Genomic DNA, 23,876 nt, shown 5'->3' with positions numbered 1-23,876 from the left:
AGCTCCGGCTCCCCGAGCGTCTCTCGGGCTCGGGCGGCGTCAACCGCGCGCCCGCGGTCGGGTGTTCGCTCTCGGCCGCCGACGACCTCGAGGCGATCCGCACGTGGTTGAACGCCCGCGCGGGCAACCCCAACACGCAGGCGAACTACCGCAAGGAAGCCGAAAGGTTTCTCCTCTGGTGCCTCGTCGAGAAGGAGACCGCGCTCTCGAACATCCGCGCCGACGACGCCGCGCAGTATCTCCATTGGCTCGAGGACCTCGGGCGCCTCGAGGACGCCGCCTTCCGGAGAAAGTGGCGCGCGGCGCAGTCGCGCTGGATCGGCCCGAAGAACGCCAGACGGACCTCTCCGGCCTGGCGGCCCTTCAACGGCCCCTTGTCGTCCTCGAGCCGCCGCAACGCCGTCGTGATCGTACGGCAGCTCTTCAACTTTCTGAAGCGCACGGGCTACCTGATCTTCAACCCCTTCGACCAGGTGAGCTCCAAGGTGCCGCTTCTCAAGGGCGAAGGGGTGCCGCAGGCCTTCGCCGACCGCTCGCTCACGCCCGACCAATGGGAGGAGGTGGTGGCGCGGATTCCGCTCCTCCCCGAAGGGCTCCCGCGCGAGCGCATGAAGCTCATCCTGATGATGGGAAAGAGCCTCGGCATGCGCGCTTCGGAGATGCTCGACGCCCGCACGGACTGGATCGTGCTGAGGCGCGTCGGCCTCTCGGTGCGCCCCGCGATTGAGATCGTGGGCAAGGGCAGCAAGGTGCGGCGCCTTCCGCTCACCACCGAGCAGCGCTCGATCATCGAGTCGGCGCTCGCCGCCCGCGGGATTCCGAGCCTGCAGGCGGCCCAACCCGGCACGCCGCTTCTCGTCAACCTCGGGCGCGGCCGGAACGCCCACGGCGCAATGAGCCGCTCGGGGCTCTACCGGGTGCTCGAAGCCTTCCTCAACGCCGTCGCCGACCACGTCGCCGTCGAATCGCCGATGGACGCGGCGAAGCTCCGAGCCTCCTCGACCCACTGGCTGCGGCACACCTTCGCCGTCGCGGCCCTGAAGGAAATGAGCGTCAACGTCGTGCAGGCCGCGATGGGGCACGCCTCGGTCGCGACCACCGGCCGCTACCTCGCTCCGGAAGAGGAGGAGATGAGCGAGGCGATGAGCCGGATGAAGGCGCTCTGAGGCGCCCGCACGGCCGGATCCGCGCGGGCCCACCGTCTACTGCGCCCGGAAGATCTTCTGGTAGCGGAAGTAGGTCTGCTCCCAGACCTGGCGGCTATTCAGGGGATGGTCGGCCGACCGGCGCACCTGCGCGGCCTGGGCGGCGAACTCCGCCGCAGCCTTCGGGGTCGTGCGCGCCGCGAGCCTGCGCAGCGTCTCGCCGTCGTTCACGAAGTAGCGGGGCTCGAGCCCCAGAGCCGCGCGCATCAGGTCGTGCGCCCAGCGCAGAAGCAGGAGTGAGAAGGCGGGCACCGTGAGGTCCGCCGCCATCGTGCGCACCACGTCGTCGGGCCGCAGCGCGGGACCCGCGCGCAGGAGATCGAGCGCCGCCGTCTCGGTCTTCTTTGAGAGCCGTTCGTCGTCGTTCGCCTCGAGCGCCGCCAGGGGGGCGCCGCCCGCAAAGGCGAGCTCCGCCTCGGGGTTCTTCACGCGCTTCGCCTTGAGGAATTCGAGCGCCTCCTCCTTCGTGGGCGCCGGCGCGCGCACGAGGCGCGAGCGCGAGCGGATCGTGGGGAGCACGTCGTCGAGCTTCTCCGCAACGAGAATCCAGGTGAGGTCTTCGGGCGGCTCCTCCATGGATTTGAGGAGTGAGGCCGCCGCCTCCGCGCGCACCTTGTCGGCCGGATAGACGAGGATGATGCGCCGCCCGCCCTGATTGGCGTTGAGGGCGAGGAAGTCCGAAAGCATGCGGATCTGGTGGATGCGGATTTCGCGCGAGAGCTTCTTCTTCGTCTCGGGGCGCTCGTTCTCCGCGGCCGTATAGGGCACGTCCCAGGCGGCGCACATGAATTCCGAGAGCACCTGCTTGAAGTCCGGGTGCGTGCCCGCACGTGTGAGCTCACACCCGCGGCAGCGTCCGCAGGGCGAGCCGTCGGGAGCGGGACTGCTGCAGAAGAGCGACTTCGCGAAGTTGAGCGCAAGCTCATAGAGCCCCGTGCCCGGCGCGCCGTAGAGGAGCACCGCGTTGGGCATGCGTTCGCGCATGCGCGCGAGCTCCGCCGCGGGAGCTTCCAGCCAGGCGTAGGGAGCTAGAGCCATGAGGTCACCTTGGCGGCGATTTCGCCCGCGACCTTTTCCGGCGCGGCCGAAGCGTCGACGATGAGAAAGCGCGCGGGGTTCGCCGCGGCGCGCTCGAGGTAGGCGTCGCGCACGCGGGTGAAGAAGTCCACGCCGAGACGTTCGAACCGGTCTTCATCCACACCGCGGGCGGCGAGCCGCTCGTGGGCGGTTTCGGGCGCGATGTCAAAGAGGATCGTGAGGTCGGGCGCGAAGTCGCCCAAAGTCCACTTTTCGAGCGCCTCGACGCGCCGCCCGCTCATGCCCTTGCCGCCCGCCTGGTACGCGTAGGTCGCGTCCGTGAAGCGGTCCGAAAGCACCCAGGCGCCGCGCTCGAGCGCGGGGCGGATCACCTTCTCGACGTGTTCGGCGCGCGAGGCGAAAAAGAGGAGCGTCTCGGTCTCGACGTCCATCTCATCGTTGAGGAGGAGTTCGCGGATCTTCTCGCCCACGGGCGTGCCGCCCGGCTCCCGGGTGCGCACGACCTCGACGCCGCGGGCCTTGAGGAGCGCGATGAGCGATTCGGTCTGCGTGGATTTGCCCGCGCCGTCGATGCCTTCGATCGTGATGAAGCGTCCGCGCATGTTCTTCTCTCCTTTGTTCTCTCTCTGACGGACCTGAGCCGTCGTTCTCTGCGCCCGTCCGGATACGGACTGCCGGTCCCGGACGAGCCGGCCGGACCTTCGGCGCCGGCGAGAATTATCCCATGAGGCCCGGACGATGCATAAGCGCCCTCACAGCAGCCCGAGAGAGCGGGAAGCAAAACGCCCGCACGGCGTTCGTGCCTGAGGCTTGGGGAGGCGGACTACTTCTTCAGCGGCTCGGTGCTCTTTCGGATGATGAAGTGCTGCACCGCGCGGTTGTGGTCCTTGAGGTTCGTCGAGAATTCGCTCGTGCCGTCCCCGCGTGCGACGAAGTAGAGGTACTTTGTGTCGGCCGGATGGGCCGCGGCCTCGATCGAGGCGGCCGAGGGCATCGAGATCGGCGTGGGCGGGAGCCCCACGAAAGTGTAGGTGTTCCAGGGCGTGGGCGCCTCGAGATCCTTGCGGCGCAGCCGGCCGCTCCAGCCCGCGCCAAGCCCGTAGATTACGGTGGGGTCGGTCTGGAGCGCCATGCCGATCCGCAGGCGGTTGTTGAAGACCGAGCTCACGAGGTGCCGGTCGCTCTTCTCGCCCGTCTCCTTCTCGATGATTGAGGCGAGGATGAGGAGTTCGTAGGCGCTCTTCGCGCGGCAGAGCTCGCTTCTCGAGGCCCAGGCCTCGTCGAGGAGGCGCTTCTGACGCTCCACGGCCTTCTTCAAAATGGTGAGGTCGCTCGTTCCTGACCCGTAGCGGTAGGTTTCGGGCGCGAGGAAGCCTTCGAGCGACGCGTACTCCTCGAGCCCGAGGGTCTTGAGGAGCGTCCGCTCGTCCATCTTCGCCGAATCGGGCGCGAGCCCTTCGGCGTCGGCGAGGATCGCCACGGCCTCCCAGACGGGGGCGCCGTCGGGAATCCGCACCTGCTGATCGACGAGCGCCGGCCCCGACAGGGTCTTCAGAAGATCAAAGGGCGTCATCCCTTGTGTGAAGCGGAAGCGCCCGACGTGGATGCGCGAGAGGAGCCCGGGCTCGAGCTTCAGGAGCGCGCGCACCTGCCAGACGGGAAGCGTCACGCCTGCTGCGCGCATGGCGGCGAGCGCCTGCTGCGCGCTCTGCCCTTCCTTCACGGTGATTTCAATCCGGGGAGCGGCGAGTGCCGCCGGGGTGCGGTAGAGCGTGCGCTCGGCCCACCACCAGAGGGCGGCGGCCGCAGCCGCGGCGAAGACGAAGAAGAGGACGATGCCCGCGGCCCACCTGCGCGCCTTCGCGCGGCGGGGGTCGGATGTCCCGGAAGATTCAGACGAGTCGGAAGTTCCGGACGTGTGCGGGTCCGGGTCTTCGGCCGCATCGGCGGCGGACTCCGCCTTCTGCGCTCCGGGAGCGGGCGTCTTCCGAGGTTCTTCGGACGCTTTTTCCTCCCCGCCTTCGGGCGCGGCCCCGGCGCTCCTCTCGAGCGCGTCGCTGCCGCGGGTCTTCTCCGCCTCACGCTCGGCGCTCTCCGCGAGGGCATCCAAGGCCGCCTCGTCCTCCTTGACGCGCGCCTCTTCGTCGGCGTGCGCCTTTTCACCCGCCTCACGGGAGAGCGTCTCCTTCTCGGCGGATCGGTTCGGACCGGCGGCGGATGCGTGTTTGGAGCGGCTCACGATGTCTCTCTGTCTGGTTTGGGCGGGGCGGGGTGTCGGAGGGCCGGCGGCCCGGTGAATGGGAGGGCCGGCGAGGGCCGAGTTTACCGCGGCGGCATGACGCCCCTGGTGCGGCGACAAGCGGCGCCTTTGTTTCAAGGCGCACGCGGGCGTCACGCGCCGGAGGCGCCTCCGTGCGCGATTTCGAGCACGCCCGCCCGTCGCCCCTGCGGCGGATGGGTATCCTTACGAGCAGCAAAATCCATCGGCCCGCCGGCATTCCCGCCGGCAGGCCCTCAGCAGAGGAAACGATTCATCATGCAGTCCTTCTCCGACACCACCGCTACCCGTCTTGATCCGCTGCCCGGCGTCATCCGCGCGGGCGGCATCCAGTTCATCCGCGTTTCGGGCGAAGACGCCGTGAAGTTCCTCCACGGCCAGTTCACGCAGGCGGTTCAGGGGTTGGGGGATCGCACGACGCTCGCGGGCTACTGCTCGCCCAAGGGCCGGCTCCTCGCGCTCATGCGCGTCTGGATGGAGGGCCCCGACGTCATGCTCGCCATGCCCGCGGTCATGGTGGAGGGGTTCCTGAAGCGCCTGCGCATGTACGTTCTGCGCGCGAAGGTGATCTTCACCCCCGTGGATCCCATGCCCGAGGTGCTCCTCTTCGTCGGTGAGGCGGGCGCCGAAGCGGCCGCCCGGCTCGGCCTCAAGCTTCCCGCCGCGGGCGAAGTCGCCCGGGAAGACGGCTGGACGCTCCTCGGTCTCTCGGAAGCCCGCGCCATTGCGGGCTTCTGCGCGGGCGGCGCGCGCACGCTCGCCGTCGTCCCGGCGGGCGCAGCGCTCCCCTTTGAACCCGCTCCGGACGCTTGGCGCACCGCCGCGGTGATCGCCGCAGGCATGCCGCAGATTCTCCCGGCGACGCGCGAGGCGTTCGTGCCGCAGCACGTCAACCTCGAGCTCGTGGGCGGCGTCTCCTTCCGCAAGGGCTGCTACCCCGGGCAGGAGGTGGTCTCGCGCGTCGAGCACATCGGCGAGACGAACCGCCGCGCGGCGATCGGCCTTCTGAAGGCCGATCGCACCGTGGAGGCGGGCGCCCCGGTCTACTCCGCGGGGGATCAGGCGGGCACGGTCGTGCTCTCCTCGCGCATCGGCGGCGAAACGCTCATCCTCTTCTCGGCGACCCTCGGCTCCCTCATCGCCGGCGTCTCGCTCGAGCCCGCGGGAGAGCCCCTCGAACTGATCGAGCTCCCCTACCGCTACCGCAACATCCTCAAGGACCCCGCCTGAGGACCGCCTCCCGGGGATCCCGGTGCACTTCCGGAATCCCCCTCACGGTGGCGCGCTTGAAGCCGACTCGCACCCCCTGCTAAGCTCACGCGCACTCTTTCCCGCCCGTCCGGGCCCGCGGACCGCAGGAACCGGCCCGCACGCCGGGACCTCGGCCGCTCAGTCAACGACAAGCACCAGAAAAACAAAATGATGCAGCAGTCCATGTGGTCGCTTGCGGCAGCGCTCTTCTTCTCCCTGATGGCGGCCTTCGTGAAGCTCTCAAGCGGCGAGCTCGGCCCCCTCGAGATGGTTTTCTGGCGCTCGCTCTTCGGCGTCGTCACCATCGCGCTCTACGTGCGCCGCAACAACCTCTCGCTCAAGACCCCGCATCTGATGGGGAACCTCAAGCGCTCCATCCTCGGCACGCTCTCGATCGCCGCGTGGTTCTACACCCTCGGGCAGCTGCCCTTCGGCACGAACATGACGCTCATCTACACGACGCCGCTCTTCATGGCCGCGAACTTCATCCTGCTCGCCTGGATGAAGCACCAGCGCGCGCCCTGGGCGCTCATCTTCTCGATCATCATCGGGTTTGCGGGCATCGCGATCGTGCTGCAGCCGAGCTTCTCGAGCGACGAGCTCATCCCGGCGCTCATCTGCCTCGCCGTCTCCTTCCTCGACCTCATCATCTACTGGCAGATGAAGGAGCTCGGGCGGCTCGAGGAGCCCTCCTGGCGCATCGTCTTCTACTTCACCTGCTGCGGCACGCTCTTCGGCCTCTTCGGAACGCTCTTCGTCGAAGGCGGATTCCACCTCTCCTCGCTCAACGCGGTGGCGGCGATCCTCGGCATGGGCGTCTGCGCGACCCTGGGGCAGATCTGCACGACGCGCTCCTACGCCTACGGCAACATGCTCCTCTCCTCGTGCCTCGGGTTCTCGGCGATTCCCTTCTCCGCCCTGATCAGCTGGATTCTCTTCGGCGAAGCATCGACGGCGCTCTCGCTCGCGGGCATGTCGCTCATCATCGCCGCGGGCGTGGCCGCGACGATCTCGACGAAGCGCGCCGAAGCGGCGGGCCGCACCGAGGGCTGACGCTCGGAACAAGCGGACCGCGCGGCTCCGGAGCGGACCACAAAAGAAAGGGGGGCGGCGAGGAGCCGTCTCCCTTCTTCATTTCAGGCTCTGCGCCCGGAGTCAAACTTCAACGAACCGGTAGGCGCGGCTTCCCTTTGAGCCGCCTTGTCCGCGCCTGCGCACCCGTACTTCCACCCGTCGAGGCGGGCGGCGCATCCGCGCTAACATTTGCCGACTCGAGGCCCGGAGCCCAGCCTGCGCCGGGCCTTCCACCAAACACTCTCGGGGAGGACATCACCCATGTGCACTACGGTAATCGTCGGAAAGGCGGCATCCACCACCGGCCGCGTCATTCTCGGCCACAACGAAGACTCGGGCGGCCGCGTCATGCACCAGCAGTTCTGGTGCCCGGGCGCGAAGCACGCCACGGGCGAGGTGGTCGAGGGGGAACCCGGCCGCGCGAAGGTGCCGCAGGCCCCTGAAACCCTGGGCACCTACTGGAGCAACATGCTGATGATGCCCCCGGGGTCCTCCTTCGACCAGGGACTCGCGAACGAAGCGGGCGTCGTGATGTGCTCCAACTCGGGCGGCACCTCCTTTGACGGCGAGCTCTCCGACGAGGAGACCGGACTCGTCGAGGGCGGCATCGGCTTTCTGCTGCGCCGCTGCGTGATGGAGCGCGCGAAGACCGCCCGCGAAGCGGTCGAGATCGCCGCCCAGCTCCTCACGAAGTACGGCTACTGGAGCCCGGCGCGCAACTACTCCTTCGCCGACCGCGACGAGGCGTGGCTCATGAACGTCGTCAAGGGCCACCACTTCGTCGCGAAGCGCGTCCCCGACGACGAGGTGGTCCTCATCTCCAACTACCTCGCGATCCGCTCGGTGGACCTCTCGGACCACGAGAACGTCGTCGCCTCGCCCGACCTCATCGAGTACGCCGTGAAGACGGGCCGCTACACCCCGAAGACCCCGGGCGACTACTCGGACTTCGACTTCTCCGCGGCCTATCAACCCGAATCGAACCGCCTCGACCTCAACAAGAGCGTGCGCATGCGCACGGGCTGGCAGTTCCTCACCGGCGGCACGGTCTACCCCGATCCCCTGCACTACCCCGAACGCCTGAAGCTCGGTCGCCTGATCAGCCCCGACGACGTCAAGGAGACGCTGCGCCTCACGGCCGAAGAGACCTACCGCAGCCGCGGCGACGGGCGCGCGGACTGCTTCCACGCGAGCGCGCAGGACATCTCGCGCACCCACACGCGCGAGAGCTGGGTGTGTGAGATCGGCGAAGCGCCGCTACTCAACGTGCTCTGGCACTGCGCCTCGAGCCAGGACGTCGGCACGTACGTGCCCTGGTTCCCGCTCGCCAAGGCGATCCCGACGGGCTACCAGTGGACGAGTCTCGAGGAGGCGCGCCGCGTGCACTTCCACATGAAGCCCGAGTACCTCGACCTGGACTTCTCGAAGAGCTACTTCCTCTATGCGGTCCTGGGCGAACTCGTCAACTTCGACCGCGGCCTGATGGCCGGGATCTGGAGCGTGCGCGAGGGGCTCGAAGCGGAGTTCCGCACCCGCACGGCCGAGGTGGTCGAGCGCGCCAAGGCCCTGCCGCACGATGAGGCCGAAGCGCTCCTCGGGAAGTTCACCTGCGAGATGGCGGCGAAGAACGACGAGGCGTACCGCGAGCTCCTCGCGGTGCTCGACACGGTCGAGGCGAGCGTTGAACCGCGCGAACTCTCCGTCACGGACGCCGACGCCGAATGCCGCGTCGTGATCTCGTCCTTCCCCGAACTCGACATCGAGGAGATCGACACGGAGAGCATCCGCTGGAGCCTCGGCTTCACGGGCGCGAAGGCCTCCGTTCTTGCTCCGGCCAAGCCCGTGAAGGCCGAACTCGAGGGCGACAAGCTCGTGCTCACCTTCAAGGCCTTCGACGTCGCGCAGTACGCCGTCGCCGGGTGCCTCATCGACACCTACGTGCGCGGCTTCATCGCGCGCCGCCGCTTCGTCGCGATGGCGCCGGTGCGCTTCAAGGCCTAAGCGCGCAGGCAGCGCCACAAAAACGCAGAACGCCCGGCCTCTCGAATGCGGAGGAGCCGGGCGTTCTGCTTGTTCGGCGGCTTCGGGCGGAGGTCGTCTGCCCGAAGCGGGTTGTCGGGCCGGGAAGAGCTTATTGAGCCTTCGCCGAGCCGAACCACTTGTCGTAGATTTTCTGGTACGTACCGTCGGCGCGCATGGCGTCGAGCGTCTGGTCGAGCACGTTGAGGAGCTTCTTGTTGCCCTTCTGCACGGCGAGCCCGTAGAAGTCGTCGGAAACGACGAAGTCGAGCGCGACGAGGTTCATGCTCTTCGAAGCCTTCTGGCGCAGGAAGTACTTGTTGACGGGACCGTCGTTCAACATCGCGAAGCACCCGCCCTTGTCGAGCTCGAGGAAGGCGTCGGCGGCCGAGTTGAAGGTGCGGATCACGGTGCCCGGAATGCGCTTCATCACGAGCGCGCCCGAGGAGCCGATCTCGGCGCAGAGCGTCTGGTTTTCAAGATCCTTGAGGCTCTTGATCTTCGGCGCGTTTTCCTTCGAGGTCATCACCGTGAGGCCCGCGTTCATGTAGGGCTTGGTGAAGTCCACCTTTTCGGAGCGCTCGGGCGTGATCGTGAGCGCGGAGATCGCGCAGTCAACGTTGCCGCTCATGAGCGCGGGCACGATGCCGTCGAGCGCCATCGAGACGATCTTGACGTCGTAGCCGTTGCGCTTGCCGATCTCGCGCACGAGATCCATGTCGAAGCCTTCGTACTTGCCCGTCGAGGAGTCGAGGAATTCAAACGGCGGATAAACCGTCATCGAACCGACGCGCAGCGTCGTGGCCGCCTCGGCGGCAAAGGAGAAGACAAGGGTGGCGGCGGCGGCGGCCGCAGCGATTTTCTTGGAGATAGCCATTTCAGAGGGCCTCATTCATGAATGAGAGCGGAAGCAAGTGCAGCAGAGCGTGATCCCTCTTCTTCTCTTTCACATGCTTCGGGTGTTGGGGCGCTGACGGCCCGCCCTCCGCGGGGATTTTTCGCTAAGCCGGACCCTCCATGGGTTGGCGTCTGCGCCAGTGCCGGACACGAGCGGCCTCGGCGCAGTGGTGAATTTTGTTGCGGGCGGGATCATCCGCCTGCCTGAAGCCGGCCGCACCCGCCCGGGTCCCCATCATTCCTATTGGGGAGCCTTCGGGCGTTGAGCGAAGCGCTGAGCCTCACGGATCCGGCCTGAGGGGCCGTCCCGGTCCTCCTCGCCTTCACGGGCGCTTCGGACCGGATAATCTTAGCGCATCCGCGCATCGGTGAAAACCCGAATGTCCGTTCCGGACGGACGCCAGGGAAAACGGAAGGCCGCCCGGTGCGCACGAATCCTTGAGATGCGCGCCGGACGGCCTTCGTCTTGGAGGCGGATCAGGAGGGACGCCGCAGCGTCCCTCCGGCGGAGCCGAGGCCCCTTGCGGTCAGCTCCCGGAGGCGAGCTGGTCGAGGAACGCCATGTAGCTCTCCTTCGTGAAGACGGGCGTGAATTCGCGGCAGATCTCATCGGCGGCGGCCGCGCCGTCCCAGAGGAGGTCGATCAGCGTCATCGCGAGCACCTCGGGGGACTTCACGTACGCGGCCTCTTCATTCGAGACCTTGTAGTCCGCGCCGTGGAGCGTGCCGCGCACGCACCCGACCCAGGGGTGCACGACCGGCATCAGGTGCGAGACGTCGCCCATGTCGGTGCTACCCGCGGAGTGTTCGCCCTCGACCGTGGCGTTCCAGCCGAAGACGGCCTGCGCGTTCCCGCGCAGCACGTCGCGCAGGTGCGGGTCGGGACGCAGCGGCAGGTACCCCGGAAGGTCCGTGATCTTGCATTGGGCGCCGACGGCGGAGGCGCCGGCCTTGAGCGCGCGGTTGATCGCCTTGTTGTAGTGCGCGAGCGCCTCAACGTTCGAGGCGCGGCAGTAGCTCTCCATCTTCACGTAGTCGGGGATGACGTTCACGAGATCGCCGCCCGAGTTGATGATCGGATGGAAGCGCACGCAGTCGGAGTCGCGGAAGGTCTCGCGGATGGCGTTGACGCCCATGACGCCCAACATTGCGGCGTTCAAGGCGTTCACGCCCTGGTCGGGGCAGCCCGCGGCGTGCGCGGCCCTGCCGTGGTATTCGATGAGCTTGCCGACGAAGCCGTTCGAGCTCGCACCGACCGTGAAGTCCCCGTCGGGGGCGTGAGTCGCGCTCACGTGCATCTGCATCGCCATGTCGATGTCGTCGAAGGCGCCTTCGGCGATCAGCTGCTGCTTGCCGCCCAGATACTTGAGCTTCTTCTGCGCGAGGAGCCCGCTGCGGTAGTCGATCTCGACGTACTCCTCGGCCGGAACGGCGAAGAAGACGACGTCTCCCCCGAGGTAGTCCATCGCGCCGGACTCCTTCAGGGCGCGCGCGACGGCGAGCACGTTGGCGATCTGCACGTTGTGACCGCAGCAGTGCGCGGCACCCGTCACCGGGTCGCTTGCCTCATGGTTGCGGCAGACGATCGCGTCGAGCTCGCCGAGGAGCGCGATCGTGCGCGTCGAGTTCGCGCCCTTGAGGCGCGCCTTCACGCCCGTGATGCCCCAGCCCGTCGTGTAGTCGATGCCGAGTTCGTCGAAGGCGGCGCGCACCTTCGCGGAGGTCTTCACCTCCTTGAAGCCGAGTTCGGGCTCGTTGAAGATCGCGTGGCCGAGCTTCTGCGTTTCTTCGAAGTTGTCGCGGATGAGCTGACAGACGCGCTCCTTGAGCTGCTCCTTGTCCATGGTCCATTCCTTTGTTTGATGTCTCAAGGCCCCGGCCGGAGGATGACGGCGGCCGGGGCCCGTGAATTCCCGTAGGAGATCCTACGCGCCGCCCCCGCGGGCGGCGCATGCGGGCAACGCTGCGTTGCCTTTCAGGAGCGTCCGCGGGATCAGAAGATCCCCTCGAGGTGGAGCATCACCTCGGCGAGAGCCGTGGCGCAGATGAAGCTGCCCGCGGCGACGGCGAGCGCGACCGGCACGATCCTCCAGGAGAGGCGCTTGAAGCCCTCCATCTCCTTGCCGAGCGAGAGGCCGCAGTAGGCGAGCGTGACCGACGTGATCGGCAGGAACCCGATCTGCTTTGTGTAGGAGAGAAGCCAGGCGCTCCCCGGGAACTGCGGCAGCGACAGCACGACGGCGAGGATCGACACCCAGAAGACCATCGGGAGCGCGCGGAAGCCCGGCAGGAGCGAGATGAAGACGCCCAGAGCCGTGACGGCGACCAGAATCAGCATGCCGATGGAGCTCCCCGCGAGCTCGGCGTTCGAGCTTTCGAGATTCGCGATCCAGGTGAAGAACCCCGTGACGAGGAGAATGAAGATCACGTCGTACATCTCGTTCAGAATCTTTTTCATTTTCTGCTGTCCTTGATTGTCTGCTTTCAAATTCGTCCTTCAGTCTGAAGAGGCGGCGTCAGGCCGCCTTCTTCACCCCCTTGTCGCGGGTGAAGAACTCGTAGACCTTGATCGTCACCGGGAGCGAGATGAAGAGCGAGAAGTAGATGCCGAGAACGGTCGTGAGGAGGTTCGCCGCGGCGGCGTAGGCGCGCACCGTCTCCTCCCACTCGGGATGCACGGCGATGATCGAGCTCATCGAGGCGGCCATCATCGAGGCGCTGCCGATGCCCGCGCCCATCGCGAGCGAATGCGGATGGAAGATGCCGAGCTGCGCGATCACGCCCGCGAGGATCGACACCCAGAGGGCGCCGAAGACCGTGCCGCAGACGTACATGCCCATCACGCCGCGGCCCTCGGGCGAGGAGAGCCCGAAGCGCTCGGCGATGATCGCGACGTTCGCCTCGCGGTCGATCGAGTAGCACGCGCCGATCGCCTCGCGCTTCATGCCGAGGAGAAGCGCCACGGGCAGACCAAAGATCAGCGTACCGAAGAAGTGCCCGAACTCCTGCATGAAGAGCGCGAGGCCGGACTGCATGATCATGTGGATGTTCGGACCGATGTCGAGGCCGATCTTCGTGATGAGGATGAGCACGCCGATCGAGAGCATCTTGCCCGCGCGCTCCATTTCGGGGAGCTTGATGAAGTTCCACCGCGGGAAGCTCATGATCGCGCCGAGCACGAGCGCGTAGAGGAGCGGCAGCAGCACAACGAGGCCGAACTTGAGGATGCCGATCGCCTCGGCGATGACGACGATGATGAGTGCGAGGATGTGGATCTTGAAGTTTTTGATGAGGTCCATTTTGGGTGTCTCCCGAAGAATCCTGTCTGCGCCGCCGGTCCCTCGGGAGGGCGGCGCCGCGGTTGAATGACTGTTGAGTGTCTGGGGCTTCCGTTCGCTGTTCTTCTGGCGGCGCCTCCGCTGCTCTGCAGGGGTTCAAAGCAGGGACCGTGCCGTTCTTTTTCGATGAAGTCTCCTTCGCGTTTGCCTCGTGCGGCGCCTTCGGGAGGGACCGCGGAAAAAAGAAAGGGAGCGCCGTCTTCCGGAACTCCCTTGTCGTTGAATCTGATTTCGCCGGGCTTTCATCAAGGCGCGCGCCGCTCATTCCATGAGCGCTGCGCCTCGGGGTTCACCCGTGGGGATTTTCCAGACGGCGTCGTGCTTCCGTCTCTGTTGTGGAGGCGGAAGCGGTCGTAGAGCGCGAGGAGCTGAAGGCGGATTCGCAGACCCGGGGCACGTGCGCAGACGCGGCGTCCCACAGGACGCGGCGGCGTTCGGTTGCGGCACAGGCTTTCATCACGGCTCCCTCTCGGTGCGGAAAATCTTCTCTTTGATGCGGAGAAGGAACATCAGACGTTCCTTCAACGCACCACCATGGATCGAACCATAGCACGCCGCACCGCAATTGGGCAAAAGCCAAAAGCCTCATTCCGCCCGAAGGAGGGCCTGACGGGCTCCGGCGGGCCTCTCTTCGGCCGCCGGCGCCTTCGATCTCGATCCAGATCAAGCCATTCTGCTACGGCACGGTGGCCGGTGGCTTCCTTTCGGAGAAGTGGCTCGGCCGCCCTCACCCCGAGATCGACCACCTCGAAAACCACTCGCTCGTGAAGTACCTTCTCGTGATCGACGACACGCTCGGCTCGGAGGGCTACCAGGAGCTGCTCGGACGGCTCGCCGCGATGAAGGCCGGGACGGGACTCTCGATCGCTGCGCTCGCGACGCTCTACGTCCTCGGACTTCCGCACGTCGCCGCGGCGATCGTCGGGACGCGCAGCTCCCGGCACATCGCCGACACGATGAGCCTCATCGGCCGGGAGCTCGACGCCTTCGTGGGCGGCTTCGCGCAGATCGAGGGCAACTGCTTCGACGCCGAGCGCGAATTGGGCGACCCAAGCACCGCAACATCATGGGCGTGAATCTGATGGATTCGACGACCGGCAAATAGCCTGCGCGCAGGAGCCGGCCGAACCATTCCGTCACGTGAAAAGAGCCGCTTGATGCGGCTCTTTTCGTATGCGGAGCGCCTGCGCCGCGCACATGTTTTTCAGCGCTGCTGCGGTTGGGGAAACGAGCGCTCCAAGAGCGCCGACCGCGGAGCTGCGAAAAGCCCGGAAGACCGTTGAAGGGCCTTCCGGGCTTGAGAGGCGTGAGCGTCCTTTGAAGACGGGCGGACTACTTCCGCTCGGTCGAGATCCTCACGACGAGTCCGCGCTCGCCGACCGCGACGGGAGCGGCGGTCTCGCCTTCGAGGTCGCCCGCCTGCGGCATGAAGTTCCCGGTCTTCGAGATGCGCGCGCCGACGATCACGGACTTGACGCTCGAGAGCGTCTCGACCCCCATCGCCATGCGCATGGTCTCGTTGAGCTCGAATTTGTAGGGGAGCTCCTTCACCGTCACCTTGGTGAAGGCGACGGGCATGCGGCTGCCCGAGGCGGGGCGCGCGTAAATGAAGACCACGTCGTCGGGCTTCACCAGGCCCTTCAGGCCCTCATCGAGCTCGACCGTGCCCGCCACGGCCTTCAGATCCGCGGGCGAAGCCGTGGGCGGAGCCGAGGTCGCGGGGGTGGCCGGAGCCGCAGCGGGCGCAGTGGGCGCGGGCTGCGATTCGGCCGCGGCCGCTTCGCGCGCCGTGGGCGACACGGCGGAGATGTTGTCGTTCACGCCGCCGAGGCGCTTCGCCTCATGGATGTTCGCCTGGATCTGGTCGCGGTCGGGGAAGTCCGCCGGGACGTTCGCGAGGAGCCGCTCCCAGTATTCCGCCGCCTGAGCGTAGTGCTGGCGGTCCCAGGCGTTGATCGCGAGGAGCGCGAGCGCCTTCCACTGAGTCGGATCGAGCACGAGCGCCTTCTTGAGGAGCTTCTCGATGTCGGGCGTGATCACCTTGCCGTTGGCGGCGGCCATCATGTCGGCCATGTCGGCGATGATGTCGGCGTTGTTCGGCACGAGGGCGTTCAACTTCTGGAACGCCTCGACCGCCTCGTCGAAGCGGTTCATCGACGCGGCGGTGCGCGCGAGTAGGAACCACCCGTTGGCGTTGCGCGGATCCTCGGCGAGCTTCGCCTTCAGATCGTCGAGCATCTTCTGCATGTCGCGCTGGCTGTGGCCGCGCGAGCTCGCCTGCTGTGCCTCCATCATCGCGATGAAGTTCGGGTCCATCGCGGTGATGCGCCCGAGCGCGTAGTAGCCGAGCGCGGCCGAGCACGGAATCACGACGGCGAGGATGAGAGCGACGATGCGGGGCATGCGGGAGCTCTTCCCGGAGCGCTCCTCTTCGTCGTGCTTCGTCTCTTCGAGCACGCGCCGCTCGAGTTCGAGGCGGCTTTCTTCGTACTCGTCCTTGTCGATGCGGCCCGCGGTGCGGTCCGCGTCAAGGTCGGCGGCCTGCTGGCGCAGAATGGCGAGCACCTGGGCGCGCCGGTCCGCATCGCCCTTCGTGCGTCCGCCGATCCAGAGTGGCACGCAGACGGCCGCCGCGGCCGCGAGGGCCATCAGAGCGCAGAGAATGATGAATGTCGTCACTTCCCTACTCCTTGCGGCCGCTCAGGAGCTCGTCGGCGAGCGCCTTCTCCTGGGCGGAGAGGGGCTTCGTCGCTTCGTTCACGAGGCGCTTGCGGCGGCGCAGATTGATGTAGAAGGCCGCGAGCCCTACGAGGAAGAGGCAGACGGGCCCGAGCCAGAGGATCGCCGTCGAGAGCTTGAAGGGCGGCTTGTAGAGCACGAAGTCGCCGTAGCGCTCGACCATGTAGTCCACGATCTCCTGGTTGGTCTTGCCGGCCTTCACCTGCTCGATCACCTGGTTGCGCAGATCGACGGCGAGCTCGGCGTTCGAATCCGCGATCGACTGGTTCTGGCAGACGAGGCAGCGCAGCTGCTCGGAGACCTCGACCACGCGCTTGTGCGCGACCGGGTCGAAGGCCGTGGGGGCCGCCTCGCGGGCTTGGGCGGCCTCGTCAAGGACGGGACCGGCGAGAAGGAGCGCGCAGAGGGCGGGCGTCAGAATGCGCGAGAGCTTCATTTTTCGGCCTCCAGCTGTTCGATCAGGGGCTTCACCTGCTTCGTCCAGAGCTCGTCCAAAATCGGATAGCTCACCTTGCCGCGGATCACGCCCTTCTTGTCGATGATGAAGGTCTCGGGCACGCCCGTGACGCCGAGATCGATGCCGATCTTGTTCTTCTCCTCGAAGACCACGACGTCGTAGGGGTTGCCCGTGTCTTCGAGCACCTGGCGGCCCGCGCCGACGCTGTCCTTGTAGAGGAACCCGACGATCGGGGTCTTGAGGCCCGTGCGCTTGAGGCCGACCAGGTACGGGTGCTCCTCCTTGCAGGGCAGGCACCAGGAGGCCCAGACGTTGAGCATCCAGACGCGGCCCTTCATCTCTTCGGCGTTGAACTTCACCGAAGGGTCAAAGAGCGTGGGCATCTCCATCGCCGGCAGGGGCTTGTTGATCAGCACCGACGGGAGCGCCCGCGGGTCGAGGTAGAGCCCCTTGAAGAGGAAGCCTGCGAGCACGATGAAGATCGCGAAGGGAATGAGGAACTTGGCTTTCATCATTTTCAATGTCTCCCGTTCGTTCAGGCCGCCTCAGGAGCGGCGGCCGCAGCCTTCTTCGCGTCATCGCGGCGGCGCCGGTAGCGGCGGTCCGACGCGGCGATCAGGCCGCCCACGCTCATGATGATGCAGCCGAACCAGATCCACGTGACGAAGGGCTTGGAGTAGACGCGCACGACCCAGCCGCCGTCCGAGCTCGGCACGCCGAGGCTCACGTAGACGTCGCCCGTGATCGAGTGGCGGATCGCCGCCTCGGTCATCGGCATCGAGTTGGAGCTGAAGTACTTGCGCTTTTCCGGATAGAGGTGCTGGAGCTCGACGCCGTCCTTCGTCAGCGTGAAGTCGCCCCGGTCGGCGGTGAAGTTCGCGCCGCGGGCGCTCGAGACGCCGTTGAAGGTGAAGACGTAGCCAGCGACCGAAACCGTGTCGCCCTCGAACATGCGCACGTCGCGCTCGGCCTGGTAGCCCTTGACGAGTGCCACGCCGATGATGAAGACGGCGACGCCGAAGTGCGCGATGAGCATCCCCCACCAGGCGCGGGGTTGGCGCGCGAGGCGCCCGAAGAAGCCCGTGCCCGCCGGAGCGAACCGCAACGCCCCACGGAGGTCCTCAAGGCCGCCGAAGATCACGAAGAGCGCGAGCGCGCACCCCGTGAAGACCCAGGTGCTCCAACGCCCCATCACGAAGGGGATCGCCGCGCCGAGCACGAGCGCCGCGACGAAGCACCAGGCGAGGCGCTTCGCGAGGGCGACGGGTTCGGCGTCCTTCCAGCGCGCGAGCGGACCCACGGCCATGAGGAACACCATCGGGAGCATCAGGGGCCCGAAGACGGCGTCGAAGTACGGGGGGCCGACCGAGATCTTCCCGGCGTTCAGGGCGTCGAGGAAGAGCGGATAGAGGGTCCCGAGGAGCACCGCGCCCATCGCGACCACGAGGAGCACGTTGTTGACGAGGAGCATCGACTCGCGCGAGATCATCGCGAAGTTGCCGCCCAGCCCCACGCTCGGCGCGCGCCAGGCGAAGAGCAGGAACGAGAGCCCGATCACGATGATGAGGAAGGCGAGGATGAAGAGGCCGCGCTCGGGGTCGGTCGCGAAGGCGTGCACCGAGGTGAGCACGCCCGAGCGGACGAGGAAGGTGCCGAGGAGCGAGAGCGAGAACGTGAGGATCGCCAGGAGCACCGTCCAGATGCGGAAGCACCCGCGCTTTTCCGTCACGGCGAGCGAATGGATCAGGGCCGTGCCCGTGAGCCAGGGCATGAAGGAGGAGTTCTCAACCGGATCCCAGAACCACCAGCCGCCCCAGCCGAGCTCGTAGTAGGCCCAGTAGGAGCCGAGCGCGATGCCGAGCGTGAGGAGGATCCAGGCGGCCGTGGTCCAGGGGCGCATCCAGCGCGCCCAGGCCGCGTCGAGGCGCCCGGAGAGGAGCGCGGCGATCGCGAAGGCGAAGGGAACGGAGAAGCCCACGTAGCCGAGGTAGAGAAGCGGCGGATGGAAGACCATGCCCGGGTCTTGCAGCAGCGGATTGAGGTCCGCGCCTTCGGCGGGCGCCGGAAAGATGCGCAGGAACGGGTTCGAGGTGAAGAGCATGAAGAGGAGGAACCCCATGCCCACGAGCCCCAGTACGCCCGTGACGCGCGCGACCATGTCTTCGGGAAGGCGGCGCGCCGAGAAGGCGACCGCGGCGCCCCACCAGGCGAGCGTCACCGTCCAGAAGAGGATCGAGCCCTCGTGCGAGCCCCAGGACGCGGCCACCTTGTAGTACCAGGGCAGCAGCGAATTGGAGTTGTTCGCCACGTTGAGGACGGTGAAGTCCGAGATGTAGAACGAATAGGCGAGGCACCCGAAGGCGATCGTCCCGAAGAGCGCGTTGGCGGCCGCGGCCGGACGGGCGACGGCCATGAGCGCGCCGTTGCCGCGCGCCGCACCGATCAGGGGCAGAACGCCCTGAACGATGCTGAGTGCGAGGCACAGGATCAATGCGAAGTGTCCGATCTCAGGAATCACTTTGTATTCTCCGTTGATTGAAAAACCGGTTCACGAGCTCCTTTCTTTTTCTGGAGCTTCTCCGGGACTGTCGGTCCGGTCGGGAGGTCTCTTCACGCATCGGGCCCCGAGGACCGGCTGCTGCCGGCCGCATCGGGGCGCGCCGCTTCCTTTGGGTCTCTCCTGCCGGATCCTTCTCCCGCGGCCCGCCTCCCGCCCGGCCGGTTTCCCCGCCGTTCCTCCCGGGCGCTTCCGAGGGCGCGCCTTCTTCTGAGGGGGCGGGGTCCGCAGGCACGGCCTAAGGGCGGCCGCAGTTGAATTCCTTACGGGTGGTCGGCGGGCTTGGGCTCGCCGCGCGCGACCGCGGCGTCGTGCGCCGCCTTGTCGATCTGCGCGGTCTGCTCGTGGGCCTTGGCGACGCCCGCCTTGTGCGCGTCTTCGAGCGCTTTGGCGGCCTCGGGCGGCATGTAGTTCTCGTCGTGCTTGGCGAGGACTTCGGAGGCGACGAAGACGCCCTCTTCGTTCAACTTGCCCTGCGCGACCACGCCCTGGTTCTCGGCGAAGAGGTCCGGAAGGATGCCCGTGTACTGCACGTTCACGCTCTTGGCGGTGTCGGTGATCTTGAAGCGCACCGTGACGCCGTCCTTTTCCCGGGCGACCGAGCCGCCTTCGACGACGCCGCCCAGACGGAAGGTGCGCCCGACCGGAGCCTCCTGCGCCGCGACCTGCGTGGGCGAGAAGAAGAAGACGAGGTTTTCGTTGAACGCCTGCAGCGCGAGGAAAATGCCTGCGCCGAGCACGACCACGGCGGCGCCGAGGAGTGCGAGCTTCTTGGTTTTCGAATTCATGGGGGTCTCCTGAGGGGGCGGGACTAATGCTCAAGCGTCATTTCGGCGGCGCGCGCCTCACGCATGATGCGGCGGCAGATCGCGCGGCGGCGGCTGACGAGCTGCCAGAGCTCGTAGAGCACCCCGGCGGCGAAGGCGGCGTAGGCGCACCAGACGTAGTAGCCGTGGCCGCCCATGTGGATGAAGTCGGCGAAGGAATTCCAGTTGCTCATAACTTGCCCTCCAGAGCGGCCTTCTGAACCCAGGCGCTGCGGCGTTCTCGTTCAAGGATCATCGTGCGGGCGCGCGAGAGCACCACGGCAGCGCCGTAGATCGTGCCCGCGGCGAGCATGACGAGGATGGTGTAGAGCATCACGTCGGCGATGGCCGAGCCCCGCGAGGTGATCGAGGCGCCCTGATGGAGCGTGTTCCACCAGCGCACGGAGAAGTAGATGATCGGCACGTTCACGGCGCCCACGATCGAGATCACCGACGCGGCCTGGTCGGCGCGGCGCTTGTCGTCGATCGCGGCGTGGAGCGCGATGAAGCCGAGGTAGAGGAAGAAGAGGATGAGCATCGAGGTGAGGCGCGCGTCCCACACCCAGTAGGTGCCCCAGGTCGGACGCCCCCAGAAGGCGCCCGAGAAGAGCGCGATGAAGCCCATCAGGGCGCCCGTGGGCGCCATCGCCTGCGCCAGGATGAAGGCGAGGCGGGACTTCTTGAGAAGCCCGATGATGCTCGCGACGGCCATGAGCAGATAGAGCAGCATCGAGAGCCAGGCGGCCGGGATGTGGATGAAGATGATGCGGTACGAGTTCCCCTGCCGCGCCTCGATCGGACAGACGAAGAATCCGAGGTAGAAGCCGATCACGAAGAGGACGAGCGCCGAGCCCATCAGCCACGGGATGAGGCGGCCCGCCCTGCGGTAGAAGCCTTCAAGCGATGCTTCGTTAGCCATTTGTCTGCTGTCTCCTAGTTGATGGGGTCACTGTTCCGCAATCCGCAGCGCCGCTGCGACCGCCATGGGCGCGAGGGCGAGCGAGAAGAGCGTGAGGCCGCCGACGATCATGAAGTGCGAGGTGGGCGAGAGGCTCATCGAAGCGGCCTGCGCGGCGCCGGCGCCGAAGATGAGGACGGGAATGTAGAGCGGAAGGACGAGAAGCGACGTGAGGACGCCCCCGGCGCGGAGCCCGAGCGTCAGCGCGGCGCCCACGGCGCCCACGAGCGAGAGGACGGGCGTGCCGAGAAGGAGGCTCCCCACCATCACGAGGGTCACGTCGAGCTCGAGGTCGAACATCACGCCGAAGATCGTCGCGAAGATCGTCATCGGCACGCCCGTGACGAGCCAGTGGGCCGCGACCTTGGCGATCACGATCACGGGCAGGGGTTCAGCGGCGACCAACATCTGCTCGAGCGTGCCGTCCTCGTGGTCGGTCGCGAACATGCGCGGCAACGAAAGGAGCGCGGCGAGAAGCGCCGCCACCCAGACCACGCCCGGGGCGATCGAACGGAGGATGTTCGTCTCGGCGCCCACGCCGAGCGGAACGAGCGTCACCACGACGGCGAAGAAGAAGATCACCTGCGCGAGGTCGGACTTGCGGCGCATCGAGAGCGTGAGGTCGCGCTGAAGGATCGTGAGGAAGAGATTGAACATGGTCCGTCCTCCTTCTTCAGCGCACGGGCGCCGCGTTGGCGGCGTTCTCGGCTTCGGCAGCCGCGGCGTCTGCAAGAGCGCGCTCGACGGTGCTGCGGCGGCGCGGAGCCCACTTCTCGGGCTCGATCACGTGAAGCTGTGCGCGATCCACCGGGACCTCCTGGTGGGTGACGAGCATCACGACGCCGCCCGCGCGGACGTGTTCGCTGATGAGGTCGGAGAGGCGCGCGACCGCCTTGACGTCGAGCGCGGTGAAGGGTTCGTCGAGCACCCAGAGCGGAACCGCTTCGGAGAGCCAGAGGCGCGCGAGAGCGACGCGGCGGCGCTGCCCCTGGGAGAGCTGACCGGCCGGCACGTCCTCGAAGTCTGCAAGGCCGACGGCGGCAAGCGCCCGGCGGGCGGCCCCGCGGTCGGTCTTGAGGGACGCCACGCGCGCGTTGATGAGGACGTTCTCGATCACCGAGAGGTCGTCCTTCACGCCGTTGCGGTGCCCGATGTAGCAGAGCTCGCGCCAGAAATCCTGCGCGGCCTTCAGAATCGGCACGCCACGCCAGAGGATCTCGCCTTCGACCGGGCGCATGAGGCCCGTCATCAGGCGCAGGAGCGTGGTTTTGCCCGCGCCGTTGCTGCCCGCGATCCGCACGAGCGACCCGGCCTCGACCGCAAACGACATCCCTTGGAAGAGCGTGCGTTCGCCGCGCTCGCAGGTGAGACCGCGTACTTCAAGAATGGGTTGGGTCATGGTTGGCGCCGTCGGGGATGTGAGGGTCTTCGATTCGTTCAACTCAATGCCGGAGCGCGATCCGCTCGAAGCGCCTCGTCAGGCACCCGCGCCGCTCCCTCCGGCCGAGGGATTTTGGGAGGCAGTTTAGGGAGGCGAAATTAAGGAACCCTTACAGTCCGAAACGCCTTGAGATCGCTTTTTCCATTGAAATCATGGAAGTTTTCAAACGACGATCTGACCGTCCTTCGTGACTGCGGCAGCCTCCCGGAGCTCGAGGCCGAGAAACCCGGCCGCCCACTTCCTGCAGTATTCAAACGACTGCACGGGCTCGGTCCCTTGCATGGCGCCGCAGCTCTATGGCGGTGCGGCAAGCGCGCGGCGCACCCCCGATCGTTGAGAGGACTCTTCATGAAGGGCTTCTGCCCGCCTTCTCACTTCTAAATCCGTTTCGCCTGGTACTGTACCCGCGCACGTTGGCGCGGATTTCATCGCTTCTACCCACAGGTCTCCACGAGAGTCTCTTCGGTCGGGCTTCAGCCTTGGCGGCGAGAGCGGCGGCGTCGGCTTCGTAGTGCTCGTTTCAAAGAACGTGAGCTGCGGTGTGATGACGCACGGCTACGCCGCCTCGGCTTTCGTCATAGAACTCCATCGAGTCGTCACGGACGTGAACACGGTCAAGCGTCTTCTCGTGTTCGATGATGAGCGGGTCGGGTTGAACGACCGGAGGCGGATTGGAGCAACCAGCCAAGGTGAGGCCAATGGATGCCGCAGCGAGAGCAGTTAGGGATTTATGCATGTTTTTTCTTTCGGATGAGGAGAAAGTGATGCAAAGACTCTCGACCGGTGAAGGAGCTAAGTGACGCTCTAAAAAGCAGGATCTGTATTCTGTGCATGCAGGCAGCGGCGACTGGACACGTCGGAACGTGGCTGCAAGAAGGGACATCATCGAAATCAACAGAATCAACAACGTTTGGGAAGATCCTTGAGGATTCATGAGATCGCACGAAACTTCGATTTCGGAGTCGGAGGAAGAGAACGCAAACAGCCACTGCTTCCCATTCGGAAGTAGGTTAATCAGTATAAATCTATTACATTTCCAAATTCTTTTCTCTAATAGGCGAAGTTGAGGGGCAGAAATCAAAGAGGAGACGACAAAGATTGTGCTTGTCAACACCATTGCGTTATTTGTATACTGCACACATAGCGTACTGCATGACTTGTGCAGTTTAATCGAGGATAGTAAATGTCAAGTGTTAATGTCACCGTCCGCATGGATTCGGATATTAAGGCTCAAGTCGAAGAGCTCTACACGTCTTTGGGTATGAACATGTCTACCGCGATCAACATGTTTGTGCGGCAGTGTCTGCGCGAACGCCAGCTCCCGTTCCAACCTAGTTTGAACGTGCCTAATCAGGAAACGATTGAGGCAATCAAGGAAGCAAAGGAGATGTTGAGAACCGGTAATTTCAAGCGGTATACCGTTGACGAGGCTTTTGAGGAGCTTGAAAAAGAATGCTGACCGTCTCTATGACTTCCAAGTTCAGGAAGGACTTCAAACGTGTCAAGCGCCGGAATAAGGACATTTCGAAATTACACCGTGTTGTGGAGTTGTTGAGCCAAGAGTTTCCTCTCGATGAAAGTTATCGAGACCATGCATTGACGGGTAACTATGCCGGTTTTCGAGAGTTACACATCGAACCCGACTGGCTGTTGATCTATTGCATTTAAGACGATGTCTTGATGCTGTCGTTGACTCGAACAGGCACGCATTCTGACTTGTTCAGGACATAACGTCGTAGAACGGATGTTCTTGACTTCTCAAGAACAACCTCGCTGTTCCAACCCAGAATCTCGGACTGGCTGGCTTTAAAGCCAGCC

General features: G+C 65.9%; 23 protein-coding genes. 7 read left to right on the top strand and 16 right to left on the bottom strand.

Features of this window, described 5'->3' with window-relative positions; genetic code table 11:
- A partial coding sequence (locus ACT6Y9_RS01495; RefSeq protein ID WP_443743257.1) for a tyrosine-type recombinase/integrase occupies positions 1–1,166 on the top strand: 1,166 nt, incomplete at its 5' end.
- 36 nt (positions 1,167–1,202) lie between these two features.
- Here ACT6Y9_RS01495 and ACT6Y9_RS01490 read toward each other — a convergent pair.
- The 3 genes from ACT6Y9_RS01490 to mltG form a co-directional block, all read right to left on the bottom strand.
- Positions 1,203–2,243 carry a DNA polymerase III subunit delta gene (locus tag ACT6Y9_RS01490; protein ID WP_443743256.1) on the bottom strand — a complete coding sequence of 347 codons (1,041 nt, stop codon included), beginning with the start codon at positions 2,241–2,243 and terminating at the stop codon, positions 1,203–1,205.
- The gene (tmk, locus tag ACT6Y9_RS01485; RefSeq protein WP_443743255.1) at positions 2,234–2,845 is read right to left on the bottom strand and encodes a dTMP kinase; all 612 of its coding nucleotides are present in this window, start codon (positions 2,843–2,845) and stop codon (positions 2,234–2,236) included. Before tmk ends, ACT6Y9_RS01490 begins: the two co-directional genes overlap by 10 nt.
- A 221-nt stretch (positions 2,846–3,066) precedes the next feature.
- A complete protein-coding gene (mltG, locus tag ACT6Y9_RS01480) occupies positions 3,067–4,482 on the bottom strand; it encodes an endolytic transglycosylase MltG (RefSeq protein ID WP_295477821.1) in 1,416 nt (471 codons plus the stop codon).
- A gap of 297 nt (positions 4,483–4,779) precedes the next feature.
- Here mltG and ygfZ point away from each other — a divergent pair, with 297 nt between their 5' ends.
- The 3 genes from ygfZ to ACT6Y9_RS01465 all read left to right on the top strand — a co-directional run bounded on the left by ygfZ (position 4,780) and on the right by ACT6Y9_RS01465 (position 8,847).
- The gene (ygfZ, locus tag ACT6Y9_RS01475) at positions 4,780–5,751 is read left to right on the top strand and encodes a CAF17-like 4Fe-4S cluster assembly/insertion protein YgfZ (RefSeq protein WP_443743254.1); all 972 of its coding nucleotides are present in this window, start codon (positions 4,780–4,782) and stop codon (positions 5,749–5,751) included.
- A 189-nt stretch (positions 5,752–5,940) separates the two neighbouring features.
- Positions 5,941–6,825 carry a DMT family transporter gene (locus ACT6Y9_RS01470; protein ID WP_295477816.1) on the top strand — a complete coding sequence of 295 codons (885 nt, stop codon included), beginning with the start codon at positions 5,941–5,943 and terminating at the stop codon, positions 6,823–6,825.
- Positions 6,826–7,107: 282 nt separating this feature from the next.
- The gene (locus ACT6Y9_RS01465; protein WP_443743253.1) at positions 7,108–8,847 is read left to right on the top strand and encodes a C69 family dipeptidase; all 1,740 of its coding nucleotides are present in this window, start codon (positions 7,108–7,110) and stop codon (positions 8,845–8,847) included.
- A 130-nt stretch (positions 8,848–8,977) separates the two neighbouring features.
- Here ACT6Y9_RS01465 and ACT6Y9_RS01460 read toward each other — a convergent pair whose 3' ends face one another.
- The 4 genes from ACT6Y9_RS01460 to ACT6Y9_RS01445 all read right to left on the bottom strand — a co-directional run bounded on the left by ACT6Y9_RS01460 (position 8,978) and on the right by ACT6Y9_RS01445 (position 13,061).
- Positions 8,978–9,742: a basic amino acid ABC transporter substrate-binding protein gene (locus ACT6Y9_RS01460; protein ID WP_443743252.1), complete on the bottom strand. Its 765-nt coding sequence runs from the start codon at positions 9,740–9,742 to the stop codon at positions 8,978–8,980.
- A gap of 547 nt (positions 9,743–10,289) precedes the next feature.
- A complete protein-coding gene (locus ACT6Y9_RS01455; protein ID WP_443743251.1) occupies positions 10,290–11,606 on the bottom strand; it encodes an amidohydrolase in 1,317 nt (438 codons plus the stop codon).
- A gap of 149 nt (positions 11,607–11,755) precedes the next feature.
- Positions 11,756–12,220, bottom strand: coding sequence for a hypothetical protein (locus ACT6Y9_RS01450; RefSeq protein WP_295477808.1), 465 nt, complete (start codon positions 12,218–12,220; stop codon positions 11,756–11,758).
- Positions 12,221–12,278: 58 nt separating this feature from the next.
- Positions 12,279–13,061, bottom strand: coding sequence for a DUF3100 domain-containing protein (locus tag ACT6Y9_RS01445; protein WP_295477806.1), 783 nt, complete (start codon positions 13,059–13,061; stop codon positions 12,279–12,281).
- 725 nt (positions 13,062–13,786) lie between these two features.
- On the opposite strand from ACT6Y9_RS01445, the gene ACT6Y9_RS01440 reads away from it, so the two are divergent.
- Entirely contained in the window at positions 13,787–14,176 is a 390-nt protein-coding gene (locus ACT6Y9_RS01440) for an aldo/keto reductase (RefSeq protein ID WP_443743250.1), read from the top strand.
- A gap of 256 nt (positions 14,177–14,432) precedes the next feature.
- Here the strand turns inward: ACT6Y9_RS01440 and ccmI are convergent, their stop codons facing one another.
- The 9 genes from ccmI to ccmA form a co-directional block, all read right to left on the bottom strand.
- Complete coding sequence (gene ccmI / locus ACT6Y9_RS01435; protein ID WP_443743249.1) at positions 14,433–15,779, bottom strand: c-type cytochrome biogenesis protein CcmI; 1,347 nt, start codon at positions 15,777–15,779, stop codon at positions 14,433–14,435.
- 4 nt (positions 15,780–15,783) lie between these two features.
- Positions 15,784–16,275 carry a cytochrome c-type biogenesis protein gene (locus ACT6Y9_RS01430; protein ID WP_295477800.1) on the bottom strand — a complete coding sequence of 164 codons (492 nt, stop codon included), beginning with the start codon at positions 16,273–16,275 and terminating at the stop codon, positions 15,784–15,786.
- Complete coding sequence (locus ACT6Y9_RS01425) at positions 16,272–16,811, bottom strand: DsbE family thiol:disulfide interchange protein (RefSeq protein WP_443743248.1); 540 nt, start codon at positions 16,809–16,811, stop codon at positions 16,272–16,274. The genes ACT6Y9_RS01430 and ACT6Y9_RS01425 overlap by 4 nt, the downstream gene beginning before the upstream one ends.
- A gap of 20 nt (positions 16,812–16,831) precedes the next feature.
- A complete protein-coding gene (locus tag ACT6Y9_RS01420) occupies positions 16,832–18,814 on the bottom strand; it encodes a heme lyase CcmF/NrfE family subunit (RefSeq protein ID WP_443743247.1) in 1,983 nt (660 codons plus the stop codon).
- 302 nt (positions 18,815–19,116) lie between these two features.
- The gene (gene ccmE / locus ACT6Y9_RS01415; protein ID WP_295477795.1) at positions 19,117–19,641 is read right to left on the bottom strand and encodes a cytochrome c maturation protein CcmE; all 525 of its coding nucleotides are present in this window, start codon (positions 19,639–19,641) and stop codon (positions 19,117–19,119) included.
- 23 nt (positions 19,642–19,664) lie between these two features.
- A complete protein-coding gene (gene ccmD / locus ACT6Y9_RS01410; protein ID WP_295477793.1) occupies positions 19,665–19,853 on the bottom strand; it encodes a heme exporter protein CcmD in 189 nt (62 codons plus the stop codon).
- Complete coding sequence (gene ccmC, locus ACT6Y9_RS01405; protein ID WP_295477791.1) at positions 19,850–20,578, bottom strand: heme ABC transporter permease CcmC; 729 nt, start codon at positions 20,576–20,578, stop codon at positions 19,850–19,852. The genes ccmD and ccmC overlap by 4 nt, the downstream gene beginning before the upstream one ends.
- Positions 20,579–20,605: 27 nt before the next feature.
- A complete protein-coding gene (gene ccmB, locus ACT6Y9_RS01400; protein ID WP_295477789.1) occupies positions 20,606–21,274 on the bottom strand; it encodes a heme exporter protein CcmB in 669 nt (222 codons plus the stop codon).
- Positions 21,275–21,290: 16 nt separating this feature from the next.
- Entirely contained in the window at positions 21,291–22,016 is a 726-nt protein-coding gene (ccmA, locus tag ACT6Y9_RS01395) for a cytochrome c biogenesis heme-transporting ATPase CcmA (protein ID WP_295477787.1), read from the bottom strand.
- A 1,225-nt stretch (positions 22,017–23,241) separates the two neighbouring features.
- Between ccmA and ACT6Y9_RS01390 the strand changes: the two genes are divergently transcribed.
- Together ACT6Y9_RS01390 and ACT6Y9_RS01385 are read left to right on the top strand one after the other, a co-directional pair.
- Positions 23,242–23,517, top strand: coding sequence for a type II toxin-antitoxin system RelB/DinJ family antitoxin (locus tag ACT6Y9_RS01390; RefSeq protein WP_443743246.1), 276 nt, complete (start codon positions 23,242–23,244; stop codon positions 23,515–23,517).
- A complete protein-coding gene (locus ACT6Y9_RS01385) occupies positions 23,511–23,726 on the top strand; it encodes a type II toxin-antitoxin system RelE/ParE family toxin (protein ID WP_443743245.1) in 216 nt (71 codons plus the stop codon). Before ACT6Y9_RS01390 ends, ACT6Y9_RS01385 begins: the two co-directional genes overlap by 7 nt.
- The last annotated feature ends 150 nt before the right edge of the window (positions 23,727–23,876 follow it).

It is taken from the genome of Sutterella sp., assembly GCF_052272535.1.
Taxonomy (GTDB): Bacteria; Pseudomonadota; Gammaproteobacteria; order Burkholderiales; family Burkholderiaceae_F; genus Sutterella.
Note: the sequence above shows the minus strand (reverse complement) of the source record. Positions and strands in the feature narration are given on the sequence as shown.